The 21,760-nt window shown below is 40.3% G+C and carries 19 protein-coding genes and 1 tRNA gene; 10 read left to right on the top strand and 10 right to left on the bottom strand.

What is annotated here, in order from left to right; genetic code table 11:
• Nucleotides 1-464: 464 nt before the first annotated feature.
• From ACHFIZ_RS11430 to ACHFIZ_RS11410, 5 genes are all read left to right on the top strand, one after another.
• Nucleotides 465-971 (top strand): hypothetical protein, encoded by a 507-nt coding sequence (locus ACHFIZ_RS11430; RefSeq protein WP_410885906.1) that lies wholly within the window; start codon nt 465-467, stop codon nt 969-971.
• A gap of 623 nt (nt 972-1,594) precedes the next feature.
• Nucleotides 1,595-1,777 carry a transposase gene (locus tag ACHFIZ_RS11425; RefSeq protein ID WP_410885904.1) on the top strand — a complete coding sequence of 61 codons (183 nt, stop codon included), beginning with the start codon at nt 1,595-1,597 and terminating at the stop codon, nt 1,775-1,777.
• The gene (locus ACHFIZ_RS11420; RefSeq protein ID WP_410885902.1) at nt 1,774-1,908 is read left to right on the top strand and encodes a hypothetical protein; all 135 of its coding nucleotides are present in this window, start codon (nt 1,774-1,776) and stop codon (nt 1,906-1,908) included. The genes ACHFIZ_RS11425 and ACHFIZ_RS11420 overlap by 4 nt, the downstream gene beginning before the upstream one ends.
• A 14-nt stretch (nt 1,909-1,922) precedes the next feature.
• On the top strand, nt 1,923-2,297 hold the full coding sequence (locus ACHFIZ_RS11415; RefSeq protein WP_410885900.1) for an IS3 family transposase: 375 nt from the start codon (nt 1,923-1,925) through the stop codon (nt 2,295-2,297).
• 102 nt (nt 2,298-2,399) lie between these two features.
• On the top strand, nt 2,400-2,540 hold the full coding sequence (locus ACHFIZ_RS11410; RefSeq protein WP_410885898.1) for a hypothetical protein: 141 nt from the start codon (nt 2,400-2,402) through the stop codon (nt 2,538-2,540).
• Nucleotides 2,541-2,650: 110 nt separating this feature from the next.
• Here ACHFIZ_RS11410 and ACHFIZ_RS11405 read toward each other — a convergent pair whose 3' ends face one another.
• The 4 genes from ACHFIZ_RS11405 to ACHFIZ_RS11390 form a co-directional block, all read right to left on the bottom strand.
• Complete coding sequence (locus tag ACHFIZ_RS11405) at nt 2,651-3,142, bottom strand: hypothetical protein (protein WP_410885896.1); 492 nt, start codon at nt 3,140-3,142, stop codon at nt 2,651-2,653.
• Nucleotides 3,132-3,536 (bottom strand): hypothetical protein, encoded by a 405-nt coding sequence (locus ACHFIZ_RS11400; RefSeq protein ID WP_410885894.1) that lies wholly within the window; start codon nt 3,534-3,536, stop codon nt 3,132-3,134. Before ACHFIZ_RS11400 ends, ACHFIZ_RS11405 begins: the two co-directional genes overlap by 11 nt.
• A 447-nt stretch (nt 3,537-3,983) precedes the next feature.
• Complete coding sequence (locus ACHFIZ_RS11395; protein ID WP_410885892.1) at nt 3,984-4,226, bottom strand: hypothetical protein; 243 nt, start codon at nt 4,224-4,226, stop codon at nt 3,984-3,986.
• A 162-nt stretch (nt 4,227-4,388) separates the two neighbouring features.
• Nucleotides 4,389-7,100, bottom strand: coding sequence for an outer membrane beta-barrel protein (locus tag ACHFIZ_RS11390; RefSeq protein WP_410885890.1), 2,712 nt, complete (start codon nt 7,098-7,100; stop codon nt 4,389-4,391).
• A 325-nt stretch (nt 7,101-7,425) separates the two neighbouring features.
• Between ACHFIZ_RS11390 and ACHFIZ_RS11385 the strand changes: the two genes are divergently transcribed.
• Nucleotides 7,426-7,899, top strand: coding sequence for a hypothetical protein (locus ACHFIZ_RS11385; protein WP_410885888.1), 474 nt, complete (start codon nt 7,426-7,428; stop codon nt 7,897-7,899).
• Nucleotides 7,900-8,087: 188 nt separating this feature from the next.
• Here ACHFIZ_RS11385 and ACHFIZ_RS11380 read toward each other — a convergent pair whose 3' ends face one another.
• The gene (locus tag ACHFIZ_RS11380; RefSeq protein WP_410886033.1) at nt 8,088-8,312 is read right to left on the bottom strand and encodes a transposase; all 225 of its coding nucleotides are present in this window, start codon (nt 8,310-8,312) and stop codon (nt 8,088-8,090) included.
• Between the two features lie 436 nt (nt 8,313-8,748).
• A tRNA-His gene (locus ACHFIZ_RS11375) sits at nt 8,749-8,824 on the bottom strand.
• Between the two features lie 175 nt (nt 8,825-8,999).
• On the opposite strand from ACHFIZ_RS11375, the gene rnhA reads away from it, so the two are divergent.
• Both rnhA and katG read left to right on the top strand, forming a co-directional pair.
• Nucleotides 9,000-9,500: a ribonuclease HI gene (gene rnhA, locus ACHFIZ_RS11370; protein WP_410885886.1), complete on the top strand. Its 501-nt coding sequence runs from the start codon at nt 9,000-9,002 to the stop codon at nt 9,498-9,500.
• A 437-nt stretch (nt 9,501-9,937) separates the two neighbouring features.
• Nucleotides 9,938-12,214 (top strand): catalase/peroxidase HPI, encoded by a 2,277-nt coding sequence (katG, locus tag ACHFIZ_RS11365; RefSeq protein WP_410885884.1) that lies wholly within the window; start codon nt 9,938-9,940, stop codon nt 12,212-12,214.
• Between the two features lie 121 nt (nt 12,215-12,335).
• On the opposite strand, the gene ACHFIZ_RS11360 is transcribed toward katG, so the two are convergent.
• A complete protein-coding gene (locus tag ACHFIZ_RS11360; RefSeq protein WP_410885882.1) occupies nt 12,336-12,638 on the bottom strand; it encodes a DUF4174 domain-containing protein in 303 nt (100 codons plus the stop codon).
• 10 nt (nt 12,639-12,648) lie between these two features.
• Nucleotides 12,649-15,093: an alpha/beta hydrolase-fold protein gene (locus ACHFIZ_RS11355; protein WP_410885880.1), complete on the bottom strand. Its 2,445-nt coding sequence runs from the start codon at nt 15,091-15,093 to the stop codon at nt 12,649-12,651.
• 114 nt (nt 15,094-15,207) lie between these two features.
• Here ACHFIZ_RS11355 and ACHFIZ_RS11350 point away from each other — a divergent pair, with 114 nt between their 5' ends.
• Nucleotides 15,208-17,274, top strand: a complete 2,067-nt coding sequence (locus tag ACHFIZ_RS11350; protein WP_410885878.1) for an FUSC family membrane protein — start codon at nt 15,208-15,210, stop codon at nt 17,272-17,274.
• Between the two features lie 6 nt (nt 17,275-17,280).
• On the opposite strand, the gene efp is transcribed toward ACHFIZ_RS11350, so the two are convergent.
• Together efp and ACHFIZ_RS11340 are read right to left on the bottom strand one after the other, a co-directional pair.
• A complete protein-coding gene (gene efp / locus ACHFIZ_RS11345; protein ID WP_410885876.1) occupies nt 17,281-17,841 on the bottom strand; it encodes an elongation factor P in 561 nt (186 codons plus the stop codon).
• 201 nt (nt 17,842-18,042) lie between these two features.
• Nucleotides 18,043-19,164 carry a Gfo/Idh/MocA family protein gene (locus ACHFIZ_RS11340; protein WP_410885874.1) on the bottom strand — a complete coding sequence of 374 codons (1,122 nt, stop codon included), beginning with the start codon at nt 19,162-19,164 and terminating at the stop codon, nt 18,043-18,045.
• 180 nt (nt 19,165-19,344) lie between these two features.
• Here ACHFIZ_RS11340 and ACHFIZ_RS11335 point away from each other — a divergent pair, with 180 nt between their 5' ends.
• A complete protein-coding gene (locus tag ACHFIZ_RS11335; protein ID WP_410885872.1) occupies nt 19,345-21,630 on the top strand; it encodes a glycosyl hydrolase family 95 catalytic domain-containing protein in 2,286 nt (761 codons plus the stop codon).
• Nucleotides 21,631-21,760 lie beyond the last annotated feature (130 nt).

Below are 21,760 nucleotides of genomic sequence, written 5' to 3'. Positions count from 1 at the left end.
CTAAGTTGCTGATTTAGAGGTTTATTTTTTAGTGATCTTTTTCTAATAGAAGGCCCGGTAGGTGCGTCATCAACTGGGTTAATTCAAATTGGCTTCAAATACTTTGTTCTGCCGGATATGGTCGTTGTCAGTTGGTAAGTTAGGTGTTAAAATCGCCTTGCGAGTTCATAAAGGCAATTTTATAAGGTTTTTACCCACATACCACAATACGTCAAAAATGTAAAATACAACGTTCCCATCTGCTTCACTTTGCCAGTTCTGCACAGCATTAAAGTCTGGCCTGATACCCCTATTTGTGTATTTTATCGCTAATGCGTATATTTACTATTCCTTAATCAGGTTTTCAGCTATTGTGCAGCAATATGATGTCTAAATTTTGTGCGGTACTGCTATGCTGCCTTTTTGTTTCGAACGCGCAAGCGCAAAAAAGTATAAAGGATAGCCTGCTTGGCCTGTTGTCGCAGGTGAAGACGGACACGGCTAAGGTGCGGTTATTGAATGAATTGAGTTACGAGGTGGTGGAAGCAGATACTGCGCTGGCCCACAAGTATGCGAACGAGGCTTTGGTGAAGGCACGGTCGGTTGGGTATTCCGAGGGAATGGTCTCGGCCTATTATAATATCGCATACGTTTACGAATTATTATATAAGCAGCGGGTCGCTGAAAGTTATTATCTGAAGGGGATCGCAATCGCGAACCAAAAGGCGTTGCCGAGGTCGGCTGCTTTCGGTTACCAGAATTACGCGGTGCTGCTGAAAAAAGAACGGAAGTTCAAGCAGGCTTTGCAGACCAATTTACAGGCGGTGCATTTATACGACCGGTTAAGGGATACACTGCATTTAGCGGTGGTCTACACGAATGTGGGCAACTGTTATTCCAATCTGAACTTGCCGGAACTGGCGATCACTTATTGCAATAATGCCTTATCAAGAGTAAATCGTATATTTGAATATCAGTTTGAGAGCACTTAGAATTTGAAGTACTTCATAAGTTAATAAAAATGAGTTATTTATAAAGATAGGCTCGAGCCCAGTAATTTAATGCCTCCCTTTTAACCGCTGCAGCGGTCATAGGCGAGCATTAATTGGCCTGCCATAAAACCATTTCTGATCAAACACTCGTTTATTATTAATACGTCAATGAACTTCTCGTCCCGCTTCGCAGAAGGCAAATATATATTTATACAAAAATACCTATATAGATGCCTAACAACTAATTATCTAGGAAAATGTCCGCGAATGTCCGCCGTTTATGCAAAATGTCCGGTATTATGTCGGCGAAACTTTTGGTACTTTTCGATAAATCCGAAAACACTGGACTCTAGATGACAGGCTGAACGACCGATTTGCTTTAAGATACAAACTCATATCTAGACCGGAGCTCAGAGGTATCTCCTAGGATACTCCTTGCGGTATTAGTGCGTAAAGGCCGCCCTTATCCCAACGAATATGCTCTGAGTATGCTTTGAGTGCTATGGTTGTATAGTCCTAGAATAGCTTTACACTAGTCCTGGAAAAACTTGACATGGAGTTGCTACATGGAGTTGCTACATTTGAACAGACATTAAGTTAAGGGAATTTGATAACTTAACATTATGTCAGGAGAAAGAAAAGCGTACTCGAAAGAGTTCAAGGTGCTGAGCGTTGAACTGAGTAATACCAGAAACGATTTGACAGCTCTAGCCAAAGAATTGGACATTCCACCGTCGTTATTATATCGCTGGAGGAAGGAGTATTCAAGTAAACAGAATAGTGTTTTCCGGGAAACGGAAAAGTGATTTTAACACAGGCAGAGCAAGAGCTAGCCATATTGAAGAAAGAACTGCGTGAAACGCAGATGGAGCGCGACAATCTAAAAAAGGCTGTAAGCATCTTCTCCAGGAGCGATGGCAAATATTCGGGTTCATAAAGAATCACAGAGGAATGTATTCTATTGGGAAGATGTGTTCCGTATTTCAAGTAAGCAGAGGGGGATTTTATACCTGGTTGAAAGGCAAACTATCAAACCGGAGTATTGAGAATCAAATGCTGGAGCAGGCGATATTAGAAGCTTTTCAGAACAGTAAAAGCATTTATGGAAGTCCCAGGATCACCCGGGTGCTCAATAAAAAGCAAATTAAAGTATCCAGGCCAGTAGTAGCCAGAATAATGAAAAAATTGCATTTGAGAAGTATTGTGAAGAAGAAATTTAATGTAACTACAGATTCTAAGCACAAATTACCAGTACACGAGAATAAACTGGATCGGGATTTTAGGCTTGGCACTTTAGCGGCAGCCTGGGTAAAAATACTTCGATGAGTTTGCTTTCAGATATAACTATCGTAATTTAGCAACACAAGATCAATTCAACATGGTTATTAAGAACACAGGTTGCAGATTAAAATACAAAGACTTAATATCATGAAACAACCCACAAAAAAAAGCACCACTACCAAGAAGGTAACAGTGCGAAAGAAAAAGGCACCACCAGACCCAATAGAAACAAGTGGTGATGATAATTTCGATAATGCTATTGATTTGTTTTTGAAAAAACCTAAATAGTTGTTTAAAACCTTTTTTATAACCTATTAGCCACTTTTTAGTGGCTTTTTTTATTCCTAAAATTATGTGTTTAATGTAATATTTAAAAGGAATGGCCGACATATGTGGCACTAGTGTTTTTTAAATGCTATGGAATCTTTTGCTATGGATGGTGGCGTTTTCAGGACTTCTTTCTTGTGTTTTAATGCTTGTTCATGCTTTTCTTCATGCTTGTCGGTTGATTTGAAAATATCATACCCAGTAAACAGCGCAGAAATACCTGCAATTATTAAAGCGACTATAGAAAATAAATTAGACCTTATACTTGTCTTATGTTCTTTGTGAAATAAAAATCCAGAAACAGTTAAGCTACAAAAAAGTGGACTATTTTCTGATACTCCAAAATTATAAACATCATAGTCAATATGACCTGCTTTCATCATTTGCTCTAAGAATTTTAATGAATTTTCTTTTTTTAAATCCCAATAACCATCTATTATATCGTTATTCTTGAAGTATTCATTCATTAAGGTAGTTACATCCATTTTAGAATTTAATCCCCCTTCTTTATATAGATAACCAAGTACTATAAAATATAATTTTGGTGAACCGTTATTCTTCATTTTCAATGTATTTTATATTTATTGTAAACATGCCTTTTGCTTTGTTGATGATTAAGTCAACCATTACTTCACCTTCTTCATCAACCCATTTATTTGTTCCTGATTTGATATAGGTTTCATTAATACGCTTGATATAAGATAGTACATAATCATTGGTAGAACTTAATGTATATCCAACACATATTGAATCTCTAAACCAATACATTTTAAAACAATCTTCTTTATCGTCAAAATAAGAAACAGCCTCCGTTTTATCTGTTGATTTATTGTGTGTCTGTATTTTATACTTTATTTTACTTAAAATAAGTTCTTTTTTCTCACCTAAAAAGGCTTGTGATTTAACAGTGCCAATCATGCATAAAACACACATCAGCGATAGTAGAATTTTTCTCATTAGTCGTAATTTGAGTTATAAAAAAAGGCGTGAATGTAATTCCTTTAGCTTACTCAGGGTTACGACGCCCTACCGTGCATAAAGACACAGGCAAGCCTTATCGGCGTACTACATCGTTTATATTGCATGGTGCTTAAAGTCGTAATTCGAGCAGCAATAAACCTAGTACAATCTCTTTCCTATTGCTATACCTTATAGCATTGTTCCAAAAGTAATTAACAAATCATTATATAATCAATATTTAATCAAGAAAAATCATGGAACCCAGTGCCAATCCTCTAACTGCTAAATTTGATTTAGTAGAAAAAAAAAGAAAAAATTAGAAAATAAGATCAATAAAATGCTAGTCGAATTTCAGGAGAAACACGTTATAACGTTTAGTGTGTCAAATACACATTATTTGCCAACTAGAATAGGCTTGACAATGTTGATCGACTTAGATAAACACTAGCTTAATTTTTTATAAAATTGATACTCAATTCTAGGCCCTATAGCATAAACTTCATATTGATTGTTTTTACTAAATAGCCTAGCTGTATCGTCGGTTGTTTTATTTGCTTTATAAAAGTCAAAGAATGCTAATATTTCATCGTGTATTTGCGGTGTAATATGAATAGTCATTTTTACATCAGCATGCATAAAAGGATTTTCACGAGTTGCTTTAAAAGTTAAGGCTTCTTCAAAAGTCATAAGAACAAATTAGACTACAATATAATAAACTACTTAAATAACCGCAAGGCTTTGGTTAGCTTTGTATATAATTACCCTTATTTAATCTTAATTTTTTATTGATAAACGTATCAGAAGGTAACTGGGTAAAAGAGCTTAATTCTCGTTAGTGAGGAGGCAGGCCTACTTCGTCTTCATAATACTGAATTTGTACTGGTAGTTTAGCATCACATATCGCCTGAGTATAAGTTGCTCATTAGTGATCACGGCATTCAGGTTGCCATACCTGCTAACGGCTATGTTTTGATTTAAAAGGTCATATACCGAAAGTTTAAACTGTCCGCGGTCCTTCTTTTGAGTTAGTAAAGATAACGCCACGTTTACGATATGAGAACTCCGAGGGAAACCAGGTGCAATTTGTGGGTTAAACCGGTAGGAGTAGTTTGGTTCCAATACAATTTTCTTAGGAAGTCGAAAAGTCGCGGAGGTGCCCAGACTATGTGAATAGGTGACTACGCTGGAAAAACTCTCATTGTTGTAATCTACTGTCGACCTATTATAACGATAATAGAGATTTAGTATAGCTACAGACCTATAGTTCATACTAAAATTCTGTGAAAATCCCACTGATGCAGATTTTTGCCTTGCTTCTGCATTGTTTAAAAACACTATATTATCTTGGAAATAGGCATTTAGACCAGTACCGAAGCCAAGTTGCCAGTCCTGAGATTTTTTGAATTGCTTACTGACATATAAGCCGCCGTTGGCCGAATAGCTACCATCTTTATTTACTACTGTGGCGGTTGTAAAACCATTAGTATCGATGAGCGCACGTTGCACAAAGCTGTTCTTATAGAAGCTGGTGTTTGCATATCCACTAAAGCTAAGCATACGTGGAGTTATGTACTTATAAAAGTTACCACGCAAGATTCTTTCTCTGACGGCTTTAAGGTTTGGATTTCCTACGAAGGTGTATTGCGCAGAACTCTGACGTTCCATTGGCTGTATGTTAAAGATATCAGGCAAATTTATCCACTCTTGATAGGACAATGAAAATCCGCTGTAGTCAATCGATAGCGAAGGGAACCAAACCGCAAATTTCTGGCGGATGTCATTAGCAGTTGAATTGAACTTGTTGTTTACATCTTGAATTTCCAAATCTATTGCTAACCTGACTCTCAGCTTACTGGTGATCTGGTAATTGAGCAAGGGCTTAATATTCTGGAAAAAACCTGTTCGCACGAGGTCATTGCTTTGATTAGGCAGGAACTGGTCATACCGGGCTGTTGACGGATCTTTGTCGTACGTAAAAAGCGGCTCTGCCCAAAAATAATACCTGCTGTTCGAGAAGAGTTCTGCAGTAAGCTTCTTAGTTAAAGGTAAATTATACAATACCGACAGGCCCGTCCATCGGGTCTTACTTCCCGAGTTGACGTATCGGTCAAATAATGAAGATGGAATATCAGGAGTAAATGAATTCAATTGATTGAAGTTGTAAGAGTCGTTACCGCCACCATTTAACGTCAGTAGATTGTTGATCGTTAATGACCTGCCTTTCTTAAATCTTCTGTAATAATTGAGGTTGTGTGAAAAAGCGTCACTGTAGGTTCTATTGCTGGCCAATCCTTCCGTCTCACTCAATTTGCTAACCAGGGTGTTAGACTGATTTAAAAAGCTTGAATAGTTTACTTTTCCAGGAGAAAAGGTCAGGCTGGGTCGGTAGCGGATCGTAGTGTTCGTATCTGGCTTCCATTCTACCAATCCACCAATCGAATGGCTCGTAGAATTTCTTCGGTATTCATCGGTACGCAGGGAAGAAATAATGGTATTATTTAAAGATTGTTCGTTAAGGTTCCTGGTTTCATTGGTCTGAATGGTGTTGCCATAAAAGTAAGCGAGGTTCAGTTTCAGCACTTTCCCGTAATCATTATTTATGTTCATACCGCCCGATTTTACATTGGTAAGGCCGCCCGACTGCTGTCCACCGAAATTGCCATTATCTATTTGATCTGTGCCCGACCTATTGAATCCGCCCATGCTGTATAGTTCGTCGCTACTAAAGCCCGTGCTGTTTAAATTGTTGCCATTTCCCATAACGCTGAATTGCAGCGTATCCCTGAAGCTGCTCAGGATCCCGCTGGCTTCATAGCGTTCTCGGGACCCAATACCGCCTGCAAACCTGCCTATGGTACTTTTCTTTACAGCGTTTTTTAACTTCAGGTTGATGACGTTCTGCAAATTGATCTCATTAACCCGCTTATCAGGATCATTTTCCCTGTCCAGATACACTTGAATCTTATCAATCATCTCCGCATCGAGGTTTTTAAGTGCTATCAATTGATTTGTACCAAAGAACTCTTTTCCATCAATAAGAATCCTGCTGGTACCTCGACCGTTAACCAGTATTTCTCCGTTGTTATTTACCTGCACACCCGGCAGCAGTCTGAGTAGCTCTTCGACCGCGGCGTTCGGACGCGTCTTGAAGGCTTCGGCATTAAACTCAATCGTGTCTTTTTTTACCGTTACGGGCGATCTTGCACCCGCAATTATAACCTCATCCAAGCTTCTGCCATTTAAATTGATGACACCAAAGTCGAGCACACCGGCCTTTAGATCCAGGTCTTTACGGTAAGTATTATAACCTACATAGGTAACAATCAGTTTCAAAGCTCTTGAAATAGGAAGTCGTGAGAGCTGGAAACTGCCATCGTCTTTAGTAACCGTGTAAGATACAAGGGAAGTGTCTTTCGAATTTACCACCGCTACAGTTGAAAAGGCAAGAGGCTTTTTAGTTAGTGAATCGGTAATGATACCTTTTATTGAGGCGGTATTTTGACCATAGGAAAAAGAGGTTGCAACAAAGCAAAGGAATAGTAGGAGGGAAGTATTCTTCATGAGAGCAGATACTTGTTTAAGTATATTTTTCGGTTAAAGTAGTAAATTTTAGTTACAACTTAACGTTAAAATGTAGCCATGAAGAATATGGGATTGCCTTTATGGCTGTATATCCGGCTTCATCAAATATTAGTTATCTTTATTAATAATAAGCTCATTAACCATTTATAAAGCCACTGGGGAATCATGTAATATTTTGATCCGCAATTAGGAAGCTACCAAGTAGATAGTTCTACTGCACTTACAAGCGTCCAGGAAATAACAGGTATGAGATAATAGTGCAATTAGGCACATAAGCAATATCACTCTATAATTCTAAATAATCATGAAAACAAAAATTATAATTCTAATTTCGGTGTTTTTACTACCCAGCATGTCGTTTGCTCAATCGGCAAAAGAGAAAGTTACGGCCGTTTTTATTGTAAGGTCTGATTCTTCGAATGAGGTTATAACTCACGCCTTAATTGCGCCATTTTCTAGTGTAAAAAGTTTTGACTTTTTGAGTTCTCAGGCTACAACAAAAAGATTCCCAAATTCAGAAAACTTAGTAGTTGCTGTTGTAACACTAAACCCGAATGTTAAGCTTATTAGTCTCGAAGATTTTTATAAACGTAGAAAAATAACAAATTGGAAACAAAAAGGTCTAATAGTAGACGGAAGTACCATTCCTAATACTAATTCGTACGACGCATTAATAGAGGAAAGTGCAGTCACTTCCGTTGATTTTAAAGGCGAGAACGTAAAGATAGAAACTGTGAGCAAAGACAAATTACACGCCTTAAAACCTTCTCAAAAATAATTGACTGATGGTGCAAACCAATCGGCTATTTACATTGCCTTCAATACGAAGTTTTTTATCTCCAGCCTAGCTTTTACATACCGCCAAAGGCCCGAGGTTACTTGTACCATTAATTTTACTAACGCGTCCTGCTTTGAAGGAATGGAATAAAAATCACATAATCAAGGCCAAATGCTGTGGAGCAGTGATTAAGGATCAAGCGGAATTCTTGGGAGGAAGGATTTAAGCATAGATTTTTGATAATTTGAAAAGAAAGAAATTGATGTCTCTAACCCTATGGGGGTAGCTCTGTACGCTTTGACTTTAGCATTGAAAGATTCAGCCAATGCATTTATGCTTCTATTGATGAAGAAGTTTAATATTGAAAGGTAATGTAATTGTATTGATCTGGCCACCGTCCGGAAAGCTTCAATCCCTCAACCCGCTTGTACCATATTACGAGTTTTTTAAAGGCCTGTTATTTACTCTTGCAGACTTTAAAGATATCCCCCAGCCCTAAAAATAGATCATAAGCATCTTCATTTCTGGATATCTTTCAAACAAAAGTTCAGCACGTTTGCTTTGTATACTTATCCATTTTGAATGATGCTTGAAAAGCAGTTATCTGCTTCTGGCAAATAATTGATTGAGCGTATCTTTGTTAGAAAGCACTTCTGGTTGATAACCTACTTTGAGGACAAAAGACACCTAGTGAAGATAATTTTTAATGGAATGTTGATTTATGGCAAAGATGAGTATCAAACTACAAATCTCAACAGCATTGCCGCGATAACATACCTAAAAAACAAAGAGTTACAGAGACAAAAAAAAGGGGAAAAGTATCTTTAAAAGATTCTTTTCCCCAACGATGGGTGGAATATGGGGCTCGAACCCACGACCCTCGGTACCACAAACCGATGCTCTAACCAACTGAGCTAAAACCACCATGTGTTTTTCAACGCTACAAAAGTACGATTTAAAATATTTTAATCAAATAATATTAAAGTTTCACACGCATTATCTTTTAATCCTTTCAATCTCAACCTTTTGAATTTACAGGGGGATAGAAATTCTATCCCTTAAATTGCTTATTGGCGTTAAAAACATAGATTTGCCACTGTATGATCGAGATATATACTGATGGAGCTGCTAGTGGAAATCCTGGACCGGGGGGTTATGGAGTGATCTTGAGGTCAGGAAATCACTACAAGGAACTCAGCGCAGGTTTCCGTATGACTACCAATAATAGGATGGAACTATTGGCAACCATTGTTGGCTTAACGGCCCTGAAAACACCTGGGCAGGAGGTAACCATTTTCTCCGATTCAAAATACGTCATAGATTCTGTGGAGAAGAAATGGGTCTTCGGCTGGCTAAAAACTGGCTTCAAAGGGAAAAAGAACAAAGATCTATGGTTGATGTTCCTTAACGTACACAAATTGCACAACGTCAAATTTGTTTGGGTAAAAGGTCACAACAATCATCCTGAAAATGAGCGCTGCGACGAACTCGCTGTGGCAGCTTCTAAAAATAAGACAGCCCAAACTATTGATACTGTTTTTGAATCAGAAAACAGAAATCGTAATCCACAGAATAACGATACATTTAGTGTTGGTTCTTAAATCATCTTATATCTACTGATAATTGGGACATCAGCCTATTTACAAGCAATTTTTATTCCCAAAAATTAAGCTGTTTGTCTACTGAAAATAAATTAAATAATTTTGCCCCGAAGCATGTTACTGGTTGATATGGCGTTTTCCCAGCTATGTCTCGGCTTCGTGTTAGCAATGTGTTTGCTACCGGAAAAGACATAGGAAACATACTGGAAGTACGTATTCAAAACTACCTAAAACTCTTCCGAGGTAACTCCATATCGACCAAAACATTTTTCGTTCATAAGATTATTGATCGTACAAACCTGTTATAGATTTTAGCTATCATTTCATAGAATTAAATGATTGTGTTTCCATAATTTAATACCTTAAATTTATAGCTATACGTAACAGCCATTGATAAACCCGGCTGGCGTATTAAACGAGAACTAAAACTTATTAGCATGGAAAACAATTCAAACGATATCAGTAAATGTCCTGTAAATCATGGAGCTTTGAAGGCCAATGTCGGTGGCGGCGGTACCAGAAATAACGACTGGTGGCCAAAACAATTGAAACTTAATATTTTACGTCAGAATTCATCTTTGTCTAATCCAATGGACAAAGATTTTAACTATGTTGATGCTTTCAATAGTCTCGATTTGGAAGCTGTAAAAGCCGACCTTCATGCCCTCATGACGGATTCTCAAGACTGGTGGCCAGCAGATTTTGGTCACTATGGAGGATTATTTATTCGCATGGCATGGCACAGTGCAGGTACTTATCGCGTGGGTGATGGTCGTGGTGGGGCAGGTGCAGGTCTTCAACGTTTTGCACCGCTTAACAGCTGGCCCGATAACGTGAGTCTGGATAAAGCAAGAAGATTACTTTGGCCAATCAAACAAAAATATGGTCGTAAAATTTCCTGGGCAGATTTAATGATCCTTGCCGGCAATATTGCCTTGGAATCTATGGGCTTCAAAACCTTTGGTTTCGCAGGTGGTCGTCAGGATGCCTGGGAAGCAGATGAATCCGTTTACTGGGGTTCAGAAACTACTTGGTTAGGTGGTGATTTAAGATACAGACATGGTTCTGATGGGGCGCCAAAAGATCATGGCGTGTTGGTATCTGATGACGATGCCGATGGCAACATCCATTCCAGAGATTTAGAAAATCCCCTTGCTGCTGTACAAATGGGATTAATTTACGTAAATCCTGAAGGTCCAGACGGAAATCCCGATCCAATTGCCTCTGCAAAAGATATCCGCGATACTTTCGGTCGCATGGCTATGGATGACGAGGAAACAGTTGCCTTGATCGCCGGCGGACATACATTCGGTAAAACTCATGGTGCAGCGCCTTCAGATCATGTTGGTAACGAGCCAGAGGCAGAGGATATCGCTTCGCAGGGGTTTGGATGGAGTAATAGTTTTGGTTCGGGTAAAGGTTCAGATGCCATTACAAGCGGTTTGGAAGTAACCTGGACAACAACGCCTACACAATGGAGCAATAACTATTTCGAGAATTTACTGGGTTTTGAATGGGAATTGACTAAGAGTCCTGGAGGTGCGCAACAATGGGTGGCAAAAGATGCGGGTGAAATTATTCCGGATGCTTTTGATGCCAATAAAAAACACCTTCCGACAATGCTTACAACTGATATCGCACTGCGGGCCGACCCTGCATATGAAAAGATTTCCAGACATTTCTTACAAAATCCGGATCAATTTGCTGATGCTTTCGCTAGAGCATGGTTTAAATTAACACACCGTGATATGGGGCCACGCGAGCTGTATTTAGGTGCGGATGTTCCGCAAGAAGTATTGATCTGGCAAGATCCAATACCAGCTGTAGATCACCCTTTGGTAGATGAATCTGACATTGCTACGTTGAAGTCAAAAGTGTTATCATCGGGTTTGAGTGTTTCAGAACTGGTTTCTACTGCTTGGGCTTCGGCGTCTACTTTCCGTGGCTCAGATAAACGTGGTGGCGCAAATGGTGCTAGAATTCGTCTTGCTCCGCAAAAGGATTGGCAGGTTAATAAGCCAGTACAGCTACAGAAAGTTTTAAAAGTACTGGAAGGTATTCAGGCTGACTTTAACGGTTTAAATGCAACTGGTAAAAAAATCTCGCTCGCAGATTTGATCGTGTTGGCTGGCACTGCAGCGGTCGAGAAGGCATTTTATGATGCAGGGCACGCTGCTAGTGTTATTTTTACACCAGGTAGGATGGATGCTTCGCAAGAGCAAACAGATGTAGAATCGTTCAGTTATCTGCAACCGATCGCTGATGGTTTCCGTAATTATCGCCGATTAAAGTTCTCCGTTTCAACAGAAGAATTATTGGTTGATCAGGCCCATCTGCTTACGTTAACCGCTCCGGAATTGACAGTATTGTTGGGTGGGTTACGTGTATTGGATATCAACGCAGACGGGTCAAAAAATGGGGTGTTTACACAGCAACCTGGCAAGCTTAGCAATGATTTCTTTGTCAATCTGCTTGATATGAACACTGTCTGGAAATCGACATCAGATGATAAGGAAGGCTATCTTGGAACGGATCGCATTAGCGGTCAACCGAAATGGACAGCATCCCGCGCAGATCTTGTGTTTGGTTCCCATGCAGAACTAAGGGCTATTGCAGAGCTTTATGCCGGCGCAGATGCGCATGACAAGTTTGTGAAGGATTTCACAGCTGCATGGACTAAAGTGATGAACCTGGATAGGTTCGATTTGAAGTAAAGATTTTGTAGGTTGTGCTTAAAGCTGATCATCTCGAAAGGAAGTTGATATGTCGATCAATATTTCCAACTTTTGATGATCAGCTCATCGCCTACGCTACAAATAACTTCTCCCTGGTGAATTATTGCTTCATTTCCGCTTTCCTCATTGGCATTGCATCTATGGTATCATAGAGCTTTTTGAGTGTTAGCACTGACTTAGAGCTGAGCTTCTTGGTGCCGTCTTTACCGGTGAGGGTGATCTTGAAGGCCGTACTACCAAAATGTTCTTTTATACTGATATCCCTGACTTTAATTCCTTTTGGATCTGAAGCTAACACCTTCAGCTGCTCCTGAAATAGTTTATCAGATTTGTTAATGGCATAAACGTCTAATACTCTTTGATCCGAGTTATTCTGCAATAATGCAAATAGTATAAAAATCATGACTTTCATTTTATGGATTCGTTTTCTGTCTATTTATTTCCCAGTTGTTGTCGTAAAAATCAGCATATTCAACTTGGTCTACGCCAGATTGCAACATTTTTAATCGGAAGAGCATGATGTCGGGAAAGCCGCTACCCCCCGCAAAATACTGATTGGCATTTGCTGCATTCATTCCTGGCAAACCGGTTCCGGTGATTACGGAAACTGTATTTGCAGCTGTTCCGGAAATCGGCCAGATAAAGTAGGCTGCTAGATCATCACCTTTCCAGTTCTTATTGCCAATACTTGCCTCGTCTTTACCAACCTTAACTGGACAGTCTGAGAGTAACGTTTTCCAGGCAGAATTGGTATTGGAATTCCCAATCAAAACCACATTTCGATTTGGATACTTGCTGCGGGAATATGCATTGTCTTCAATAATATCTATAGCCCCATTACCCCGGTAATACCAGCTTTCGGCATCAAAATTCGCCTTTGCCATACTCCATTCCTGCTCGGCTTTGGAACCACCCGTACCATAGACATAAAGCATGTTCTTATTAAAGCCTTCCTTAAATGTTCCGTAGCGGTGTGGACCTTTCACTTCTAATCCAGGCGCTTTAACAATCTTCCAGCTATTTGCTTGCTTTTCAAGAAATAGGCTGTCGTTGCTTTCAGTGACCTTATATTCAATAGGAGACAAGCTATCCAGGGTAATGGTGATGGTTTTTTCTTTAGCGAAATCCGACAAATTCAGTTTTAGTAGCGCTACATTATCGAGGCTACCCTTTATTGTTCCCGTCTCTAGATTTCTGGTAAGTTGCACCCGACTATATTTTAAGGGTACCTGCTGTTGATGGATGCTGATCCAATGATTGGAAGCCGAAATACCCGGACTCGCTGTCGTAAAGTCAATCACATTTGTGGCCTTTGATACGGGAATGGTGTGCCATTTAAAGAAATCAAACAGTGGTTGCCAGTCTACGCTTTGATCTCCATACCAATGTGAGCCACCAGGATATTCATAATAACTCATATCTGCATGGAAACTTGCAAGCTGCGTTTTCATTTGTCGGGCATAATTCACAGAAACGGTTTCATCTGCATCTCCATGCAAAATGTAAACGCCTAGTTGTTTATAGTTATAGGCTAGCTTTGGTACATCACTTTGATTGCTGCTACGTAGCAGCACCTGCCCAACGGCTGATGAACTGGTATCGGGAATGAGGCCATCTGCCGAGCCATATCCTTTTAAAGTCGGATATCCTGCGCAAGGAGCCATGGCAGCCCATTTATCCGGATAGGTAGCACCCAGAAACCATGTCCCATGGCCACCCATGGAATGACCAGTTAAATAGATGCGCTCCGGATCAGGTTGCAAATCTTTTTTTGCAAGTGCCAGCACTTCAAGTGCATCTAATCTACCCCAATCTTCCCAATTGAATCCTCTTGGTCGCCTATTGGTTGGCGCAACCAAAGTGCCCCAGTCTTTCGATTTATAGGCTCTGGCTTGTCCAATTGCTTCCACACCTGCACCATGCACAGAAAAGAACAAGGAAGCACTTTTGCGTTCGCCGCCAATTTGAGGTGCTATAGCGTAATATTGCAGACTTCCATCGATACCGCTGATGAAGGTTTTACTGTATTTGTCACCTTTCTCTACGCTTTCAATCTTCAGGATTTGCTCGTCTAGTACTTTCCCCTTTAATGATAGCGTTAATTTGCATTCGTTCTGCGCCTTAACCGTCACTTGTTGTGGGTCAAAACTAAAGTAAACTTTCCTGGTTGCATAGCCTGGAATTGGAGGCAAGGAAGTTGTACATTCTTTACCTTGGAGGCTGCTCTTGATCTTGAGGTCTTTTAAAATGTTAGGAGAGGTGTTGACAACAACTACAGCTGCCTGGAGTTTCTGGCTGGTCAAAGGGAGCGCAATGCTCGGGAGGGTGGCATCTCTTAAGTCTAATGAAATCTTTTTGGTAGGGAAGGTTAACATTGCCTGAGTAAAAAGGCCTCTGACTAAAAACTGATTCTTTCCTTGCTTTAATTGGATCGGAATGTTCATCCAACCAGCAGCATATGGGTCTCCCATGTGTGGTTGACCGTTTATAAATACAGCAGCATTTCCAACGATATTTAATATGGCGGACTCAGATTTGGAAGACATATATTCCAAATAAACGTAACTGCCAGTGCCGCCGCGAGCCCTAAACTGTCCAGCAGTATCGCTCATTATTGTTGTCCAGCTGATCTCCTTTCCGTCCTTATCCTTTCCAAAATTACTCCCTTCAATTGCTGGGGTAAGTGTGTTGGTATATAGCGCATAGACGACTGGATCTGTGTAGATTGCTTCTCTGCCGTACTTCAGGCTGGTACGTAGCGTAAGCGCTTTGGTAAAGTAATATTTACGTTGAGCAAAGAGCGTTGTTGGAGCAGTTAAAAGGAGGGTTATAGCATAGATGAGTAGCCTTTTTTTCATACAATGAATCTACAAATATTTGCTCAAATGCGGCAAAATCTTGCTTATTATTCTTATCGCTTAAGTAGCCTTTAAATGACAGAACAATTAGGGAAATTCAGGTAAATTGCGCAAGTGAATAAAATTGACCAGTTACGATCATTACTCATTGAATTTTTTTACGGGGAATATTTTAAAGATGCGTTGCGAAATACGTTATGTGTTGTTTCTCCGGTTGCGCTGTTTTTCATGCTGGGATATAAGCAAGCTGCTATTGGAATTGGACTAGGGGCTTTAGTTATCAGTCTCACAGATCTCCCAGGTCACAGAACAGCCAAGCTTAAAACAGCATTGTTAAGTGTTGTTCTGTTTTTTATCACAACTTTCCTTGTCGGCCTATCTTTTTCCAGTCAGTGGCTCACTGCTTTTTGTATTTTTTTCCTCACGTTCATCTACGCGATGATGAGCGCCCTTGGAACTCGCGAATCAGTAGTAGGTACTATGTGTATCATCCTTGCAGTTTTCGTGTTGGGTTTGCATCCTGGAGACAACCTGTTTTTTAGTCTGATGATAATGGCCGGGGGAGCATGGTATTACACTGTAAGTTTGATTCAGACCGCCATATTACCTTTCAGGTCAACCCATCAGGCGATTCATGAATGTTTGTCGGCAACAGCTAGTTTTTTGCTTACAAAAGCAAAGTTCTACGATCCCTCAACCAATCTTCAGGAATGCTACCAGGAAACTATATTTCAGCATCAGCAGGTTTTTGAGAAACAGGAACTGATAAGAAACTTATTGCTTACAGATAAGCACGCAATGGAGCCAACAAATGCCAAGGGGAGGCGCTTGCTAAATATTGTCAATAGTACCTTTTCACTTTATGAGCAGGTAACTGCGATACATTATAACTACGATGATTTGCGCCGGCGTTTCGCTGGCACAGGTGTATTGGAGACGGTAATTGTATTAATTGAATACCTCGCATCAGATTTGAAGAAATTGAGTGTGAGTTATCTACAGCGTTCCAAAAGATCGATAACTGCGAATAGGTCGTATGAAGATCTATTAAAAAATCTGGAGCATGCCGCTAATGGTTGCAAAAGTAGTGACAGGGAAACTATACTAAATATCAAATTGAACCTAAGGCAAGTAGGGATCTACGTTCATCAGGTTAACGATTCTGAGGCTGAAGATCAATTTGCGAAAATCAAGTTCAGTGATTTTGTTGCACCTCCTGCAACATTTGATCGTATCGTTAGTAAACTTACGTTGAGCTCCCCGACAGTTAGATTTTCATTAAGACTGTCAATTCTTTGTCTTGCCGCCTGCCTTATTGGCTTCGCTTTTCCTAACGCTAAGTATAATTATTGGGTTTTGCTAACAGTTGTGGTGATAGCGAAACCAAGGTTTTCAGTCAGCTGGAATAGGAACATACAAAGACTCGTAGGGACTTTTATCGGCATTGTCGTGGGTATGGCAATGTTGCTTTTGATTAAGAATAGTTTTATTCTTTTAATACTGTCGGCGATCTTTTTAACTGGATTTTTTACTTTCAATCGCCCCAGATATGCAATCAGTGTATTTTGCATTACACCGAGTGCCTTAATTGCGCTTAGTGTCCTGCAGGGCTATTCCACTGAGATATTGTTGGAAAGAAGTCTATTTACAATTCTTGGCTGTGCGATAGCATTCGCAGCGGCGTACCTTTTTCCAATATGGGAAAGCGATACTTTGAAGCCGGTGCTTGCCAGGTTGTTGTCTGGGAACTATCAATATCTCGAAACAGTTTTAGCCTCGAAATCAGGAATAAAGAAACTGGATGTTTCTACAAAGTTGGCGAGAAAAATAGCCGATAATACTCTTGCTGGATTTTCTGAAGCCATCCAGCATGTTCTACAAGAACCTCAGCGGAAGCGGATAAATATTCAGATGCTCTATGAAATACAGGTGATGAGTTATAGGATCAACGCGATGACGACCGCGCTAAATATTAGTTTGCTGCCGGGCAATACGGAATCGATACAACCGATCCTTAATGAGGCATTAGCGAATATAGATTTTGCTACGAAAAATGCAGCTTCTTTTGATCCTGGAAATATGAAATGCTTTTCGCCTAAGGAAATTGAGAGTTCTAAGAGCCTGATGGAAACTATAGCTGCCCTAAGTTTGCAGCTTAGGGCAGCGGTAACAAATTGTTAATTTGAATTATTTGACGCGCTCTATGTATTCGCCTGTGCGGGTATCGACTTTTATCTTGTCACCTACGTTTACAAACAAAGGCACTTTGATTTCTATACCATTTTCAGTTGTCGCGTATTTTTGCGCGCCAGATGAGGTGTCACCTTTAACAGCTGGTTCAGCATAGGTGATTTCCAGGTCAACAAAATTAGGTGCTTGTGCCATGATCGGTTCTTCGCTTTCCAAAGAAACAACAACATCCATTCCTTCTTTTAGAAATTTGGCTGCAGGGCCGAATAGCGCTTTTGGAATATTGAACTGGTCGAATGTAATGTTATCCATTACCACGAAATAATCACCTTCATCATATAGATATTGGTAATCATTGGTTTCGACGCGGCAAATTTCTACCTGTTCATCGGTTGCTAAGCGGGCTTCTACTATTTTGCCTGACTTAATGTTACGGAATTTACCTAAATAAAAAGCGCCACCTTTACCCGGTGTACGGTGTAGGATTTCTGTAACGGTAACCAATTCTCCGTTGAAACGTAAAATATTACCAGTTTTGATGTCTGAAGCCTTTGCCATAAAATATTTTGTAAAAATTTGAGCTCAAAGATATATCCTTTGTTCTAATTATAAAGTTTTTTTAATTAAACGGAGTTAAAGCGTTGGTTCAGAATAACGAATGTGCTAAAATAGCCCTCCGCATAAAAAATAGCCCGCTTTTCTACAAACGGACTTGCTGGTTTACTCCTGAAGTATGATTTACAAATTGATTAGAATCTGTTAGCCTTTTAAAACAACTTTCTTTCCTGTCTTTACGGCCAAATAGATTGCATCGATAATTTTCATGTCTTTCAATGCCTCCACACCGTCTATAGGAACTACAGGTACCTTGCCCTCCAAAATGATCTGGGCCATCTCTTCCATTTGTACAGTTTGGTGCGTTGGTTCTGGCTGGTTCAGAACCCCTTTGTGCGTTCTGCCTTTGATGGGGCCATATCCGGTAGAAGGCAATAGCTCTGCAAAGCCCTTTTCACCTGTAAGGAAGAAACGGTCAAGGTTGTTCATGTTGTAAGTGGATAGGCAAGAGGCGACTGCTCCACTGGGGAAGCCAAGTTGGAACTGGATGGTTTCGTCCACACCTTCTTTAAACTTCACCGGATCAGTTTTTGTTTCTTGTGCGGTAACCCAAATTGGCTCTTCACCTATCATATACCTCGCTCCATTCAATGCGTAAATACCGATATCCATCATGGAGCCTCCACCTGCGAGTTGCTTATTTAAGCGCCATTGTTTTGGGTCACCTGAAGTGAAACCGCAAAGACCCTGAAAGAATTTGATCTTTCCGAATTCTCCAGCCTTTCTCATCCGGATAATCTCTAGCGTCTTTGGCTCGAAGTGCATTCTGTATCCAACTAACAATTTAACATTTGCTGTTTTGCAGGCATCAATCATCTCCTGTGCTTCTTTAGCGTCTAAAGACATTGGCTTCTCGCAGATGGCGTGCTTTCCGGCTTTGGCGACACGGATGACCTGATCGTGATGTAACGCATTTGGGGTAATTACATAAATTGCATCGATATCAGGATTGTTTTTTACCTGATCGAACGTTTCATAGTTATAGCAATTCTTATCCGGGATGTTGTATTTTTCCTGCCAATCTTTAATTTTTGAAGGCGTACCGCTAATCAAGCCAACGAGTTTTGCCCGGGTGCAGGATTCCATGGCCTGGGCAACTCTAGTTCCATAGCTGCCCAGACCCATAATTGCAACGCGAAGTACTGGTCCTTCATAAGGTGCTTCTGATTCGCCGGGGGTGTTGGACCATGCAGCGCTAGCATTCCCAAGCTGCAACATTAAGGCAGTAGCGCCAATCTTTTGTAAAAAGTCTCTACGGTTATTCATAGGTCAGGGATTTTATTAATTAATGCCATCTAATTATTTAGCATAATATTAAGCAATATATTCAAAGCATAGAACTATCCATCAATTTAAGGTTTTTTAAATTGGATTATAATCTCAAGCCATTACATTTGAAATATCCGTCGAATGACCGGTAATTAATTACCACAAAAATTACCAAATATGAACACAAGAAAAATCAACTTTCTTTCAGGATTATTTTTTCTGATTGCACTGCAGCTAAATGCCCAGGAGAAGCAGGCAGGAGCGTCAACAACTCACCTGAAATTATGGGATAATCGTCCGGCTAAAACCTGGATGGAAGATGCGTATCCGATTGGTAACGGTCGCATTGGAGGGATGATTTTTGGAGGTACGCAGAAAGAACATATTCAATTTAACGACAATACACTTTGGACCGGAAATGAAACTGAACGTGGGATGTACCAGGCCTTTGGCGATCTCTATGTCGACTTTGTGAAGGTTGATTCAATTGCTCCGGTCGACTACAAGCGGGAACTTAATCTCAATAATTCTTTGCATCAGATAACTTATACCGCTAATGGCATAAAATATAAACGGGAGTACTTTTGCAGCTTTCCGGATAAGGTCATGGTGCTGAGGTTTACTGCCGATAAGAAAGGCGCTTATTCAGGAGTGCTGACGTTAAAAGATGCGCATGGTGGTCTGGTAAACAATTCTGGTACTGATGGAAAAACACTACAGATAGGTGGTAAACTTGATAATGGGATGCTTTATCAGGCCAATGTAATGGTGAAAACGGAAGGCGGTTCAGTAAAAGTCGAATCAGATGGAAAAAGAGGAAGCCAACTGCGGATAGAAAATGCAGATAGTTTTATCATTCTACTTGCAGCGGGTACAGATTTCCTTAATGATCGTAGTAAAAAGTGGAAAGGGGAATTACCGGACTCGAAAAATAAAAAGATTCTGGCAGCTGCTTCTGGAAAGCAGTTTACTGTGTTGATGGATGCCCATGTTAAGGATTATAAGTCGTTATCTGCCCGTGTAACTCTTGATCTTGGTAAAAGCAGTGCTGCAACGCTAGCTATGCCGACTTACAAAAGATTGCAGAATTATAAGAAAACACCCGATCGGGAGTTAGAATCGTTGATCTTTCAATATGGCAGATACCTATTAATCAGTTCTTCCAGAAAAGGTGGCTTACCAGCCAATCTTCAGGGGCTTTGGAACAACACTAATAACCCACCGTGGGGAAGTGACTACCATACAAATATAAACTTGCAGATGAACTATTGGTTGGCAGAGCCAACCAATTTATCTGAATGTGCTGTACCTTATCTGGATCATATTAACGCAATACGAGAAGTTAGGAAAATCAATACGCAAAAAGAATATCCTGGTGTTAGGGGCTGGACGCTGAGAACCGAAAGTAATCTGTTTGGAGGGGAAAGCTATCTGTGGAATACTCCTGGAAGCGCCTGGTATGCTCAAGCCCTTTGGGAGCACTATTCTTACGCGAGGGACAAAGCTTATTTAAAGAATTTTGCTTACCCAATTATTAAAGAAGTTTCTGAGTTTTGGGATGACCACTTGAAGCGCAGACCGGATGGGACCTTAGTTTCGCCATTGGGATGGTCGCCAGAGCATGGACCTACAGAAGATGGAGTCAGTCATGATCAGCAGATTGTTTATGATCTGTTCACAAACTACATTGAGTCGGCGGATATTTTAGGAGTTGACAAAATTTACAGAGATCATATTGCGGATTTGAGAACACACTTGCTTAAACCGAAAATTGGTAAATGGGGACAATTGCAAGAATGGGAAACCGATCGGGATGATCCTAAAGATACACACCGCCATGTTTCACACCTATTTGGCTTGCATCCCGGTAGAGAGATCACGACGATTAACACACCTGAATTGGCAAAGGCTGCAAGGACTAGCTTGCTGGCTCGTGGCGATGCATCCACCGGCTGGTCGATGGCATGGAAGATGAACTTCTGGGCACGTTTACAGGACGGCGATCATGCTTACCTGATTTTGAAGAATTTTATCACTCCAGTAGGTGGATCAGCCATAAATTACAATGAAGGTGGCGGAATCTACGCTAACTTGTTGTGCGCCCATCCCCCTTTTCAAATTGATGGGAATTTTGGATACACAGCCGGAGTTTCAGAAATGCTTGTGCAAAGTCATACTGGTGATCTCCAGATCTTGCCTGCTCTGCCAACAGCTTGGGCAGACGGCAGTGTCAAAGGGTTGATTGCGCGTGGTAATTTTGAAATCACAGACCTGGAATGGAAAAATGGCATGTTGGCGAAGCTGACCATCAAATCGCTTTCAGGAAATGATTGCCAGATCCGCACATTAAATTCCGTTCAGGCTGGTTTCAACATATTGTCAAAAAAGGAATCTGGAAAGGACTTTATATATAGCTTTAAAACACAGGCGGGTAAGTCTTACAGTTTTAGCGCTACAAACTAATGTTTGGAATACGATGATGTTTAAAAGACTTTAACTCTTGCAGCATTGTCTTGCTTTTCAGCCATTGTTTGTCTGGGACAAAAAAGACCATTGAAACTGGAATACAGTGCTCGATCAAAAAAGCGGGAGA

The organism is Pedobacter sp. JCM 36344 (genome assembly GCF_046546555.1).
In the GTDB taxonomy this organism is placed as follows: domain Bacteria; phylum Bacteroidota; class Bacteroidia; order Sphingobacteriales; family Sphingobacteriaceae; genus Pedobacter.
The sequence above is the reverse complement of the archived record's forward strand: the minus strand, read 5'-3'. Positions and strand labels throughout refer to the sequence as shown.

Coding starts and splice junctions, on each gene's coding strand:
- ACHFIZ_RS11400 (WP_410885894.1), bottom strand. CDS start 3,536: ATGAGAAAAATTCTACTATCGCTGATGTGTGTTTTATGCATGATTGGC.
- ACHFIZ_RS11355 (WP_410885880.1), bottom strand. CDS start 15,093: ATGAAAAAAAGGCTACTCATCTATGCTATAACCCTCCTTTTAACTGCT.
- ACHFIZ_RS11415 (WP_410885900.1), top strand. CDS start 1,923: ATGTATTCTATTGGGAAGATGTGTTCCGTATTTCAAGTAAGCAGAGGG.
- katG (WP_410885884.1), top strand. CDS start 9,938: ATGGAAAACAATTCAAACGATATCAGTAAATGTCCTGTAAATCATGGA.
- rnhA (WP_410885886.1), top strand. CDS start 9,000: ATGATCGAGATATATACTGATGGAGCTGCTAGTGGAAATCCTGGACCG.
- ACHFIZ_RS11410 (WP_410885898.1), top strand. CDS start 2,400: ATGAAACAACCCACAAAAAAAAGCACCACTACCAAGAAGGTAACAGTG.
- ACHFIZ_RS11335 (WP_410885872.1), top strand. CDS start 19,345: ATGAACACAAGAAAAATCAACTTTCTTTCAGGATTATTTTTTCTGATT.
- ACHFIZ_RS11425 (WP_410885904.1), top strand. CDS start 1,595: ATGTCAGGAGAAAGAAAAGCGTACTCGAAAGAGTTCAAGGTGCTGAGC.
- ACHFIZ_RS11385 (WP_410885888.1), top strand. CDS start 7,426: ATGAAAACAAAAATTATAATTCTAATTTCGGTGTTTTTACTACCCAGC.
- ACHFIZ_RS11340 (WP_410885874.1), bottom strand. CDS start 19,164: ATGAATAACCGTAGAGACTTTTTACAAAAGATTGGCGCTACTGCCTTA.
- ACHFIZ_RS11395 (WP_410885892.1), bottom strand. CDS start 4,226: ATGACTTTTGAAGAAGCCTTAACTTTTAAAGCAACTCGTGAAAATCCT.
- ACHFIZ_RS11360 (WP_410885882.1), bottom strand. CDS start 12,638: ATGATTTTTATACTATTTGCATTATTGCAGAATAACTCGGATCAAAGA.
- efp (WP_410885876.1), bottom strand. CDS start 17,841: ATGGCAAAGGCTTCAGACATCAAAACTGGTAATATTTTACGTTTCAAC.
- ACHFIZ_RS11405 (WP_410885896.1), bottom strand. CDS start 3,142: ATGAAGAATAACGGTTCACCAAAATTATATTTTATAGTACTTGGTTAT.
- ACHFIZ_RS11390 (WP_410885890.1), bottom strand. CDS start 7,100: ATGAAGAATACTTCCCTCCTACTATTCCTTTGCTTTGTTGCAACCTCT.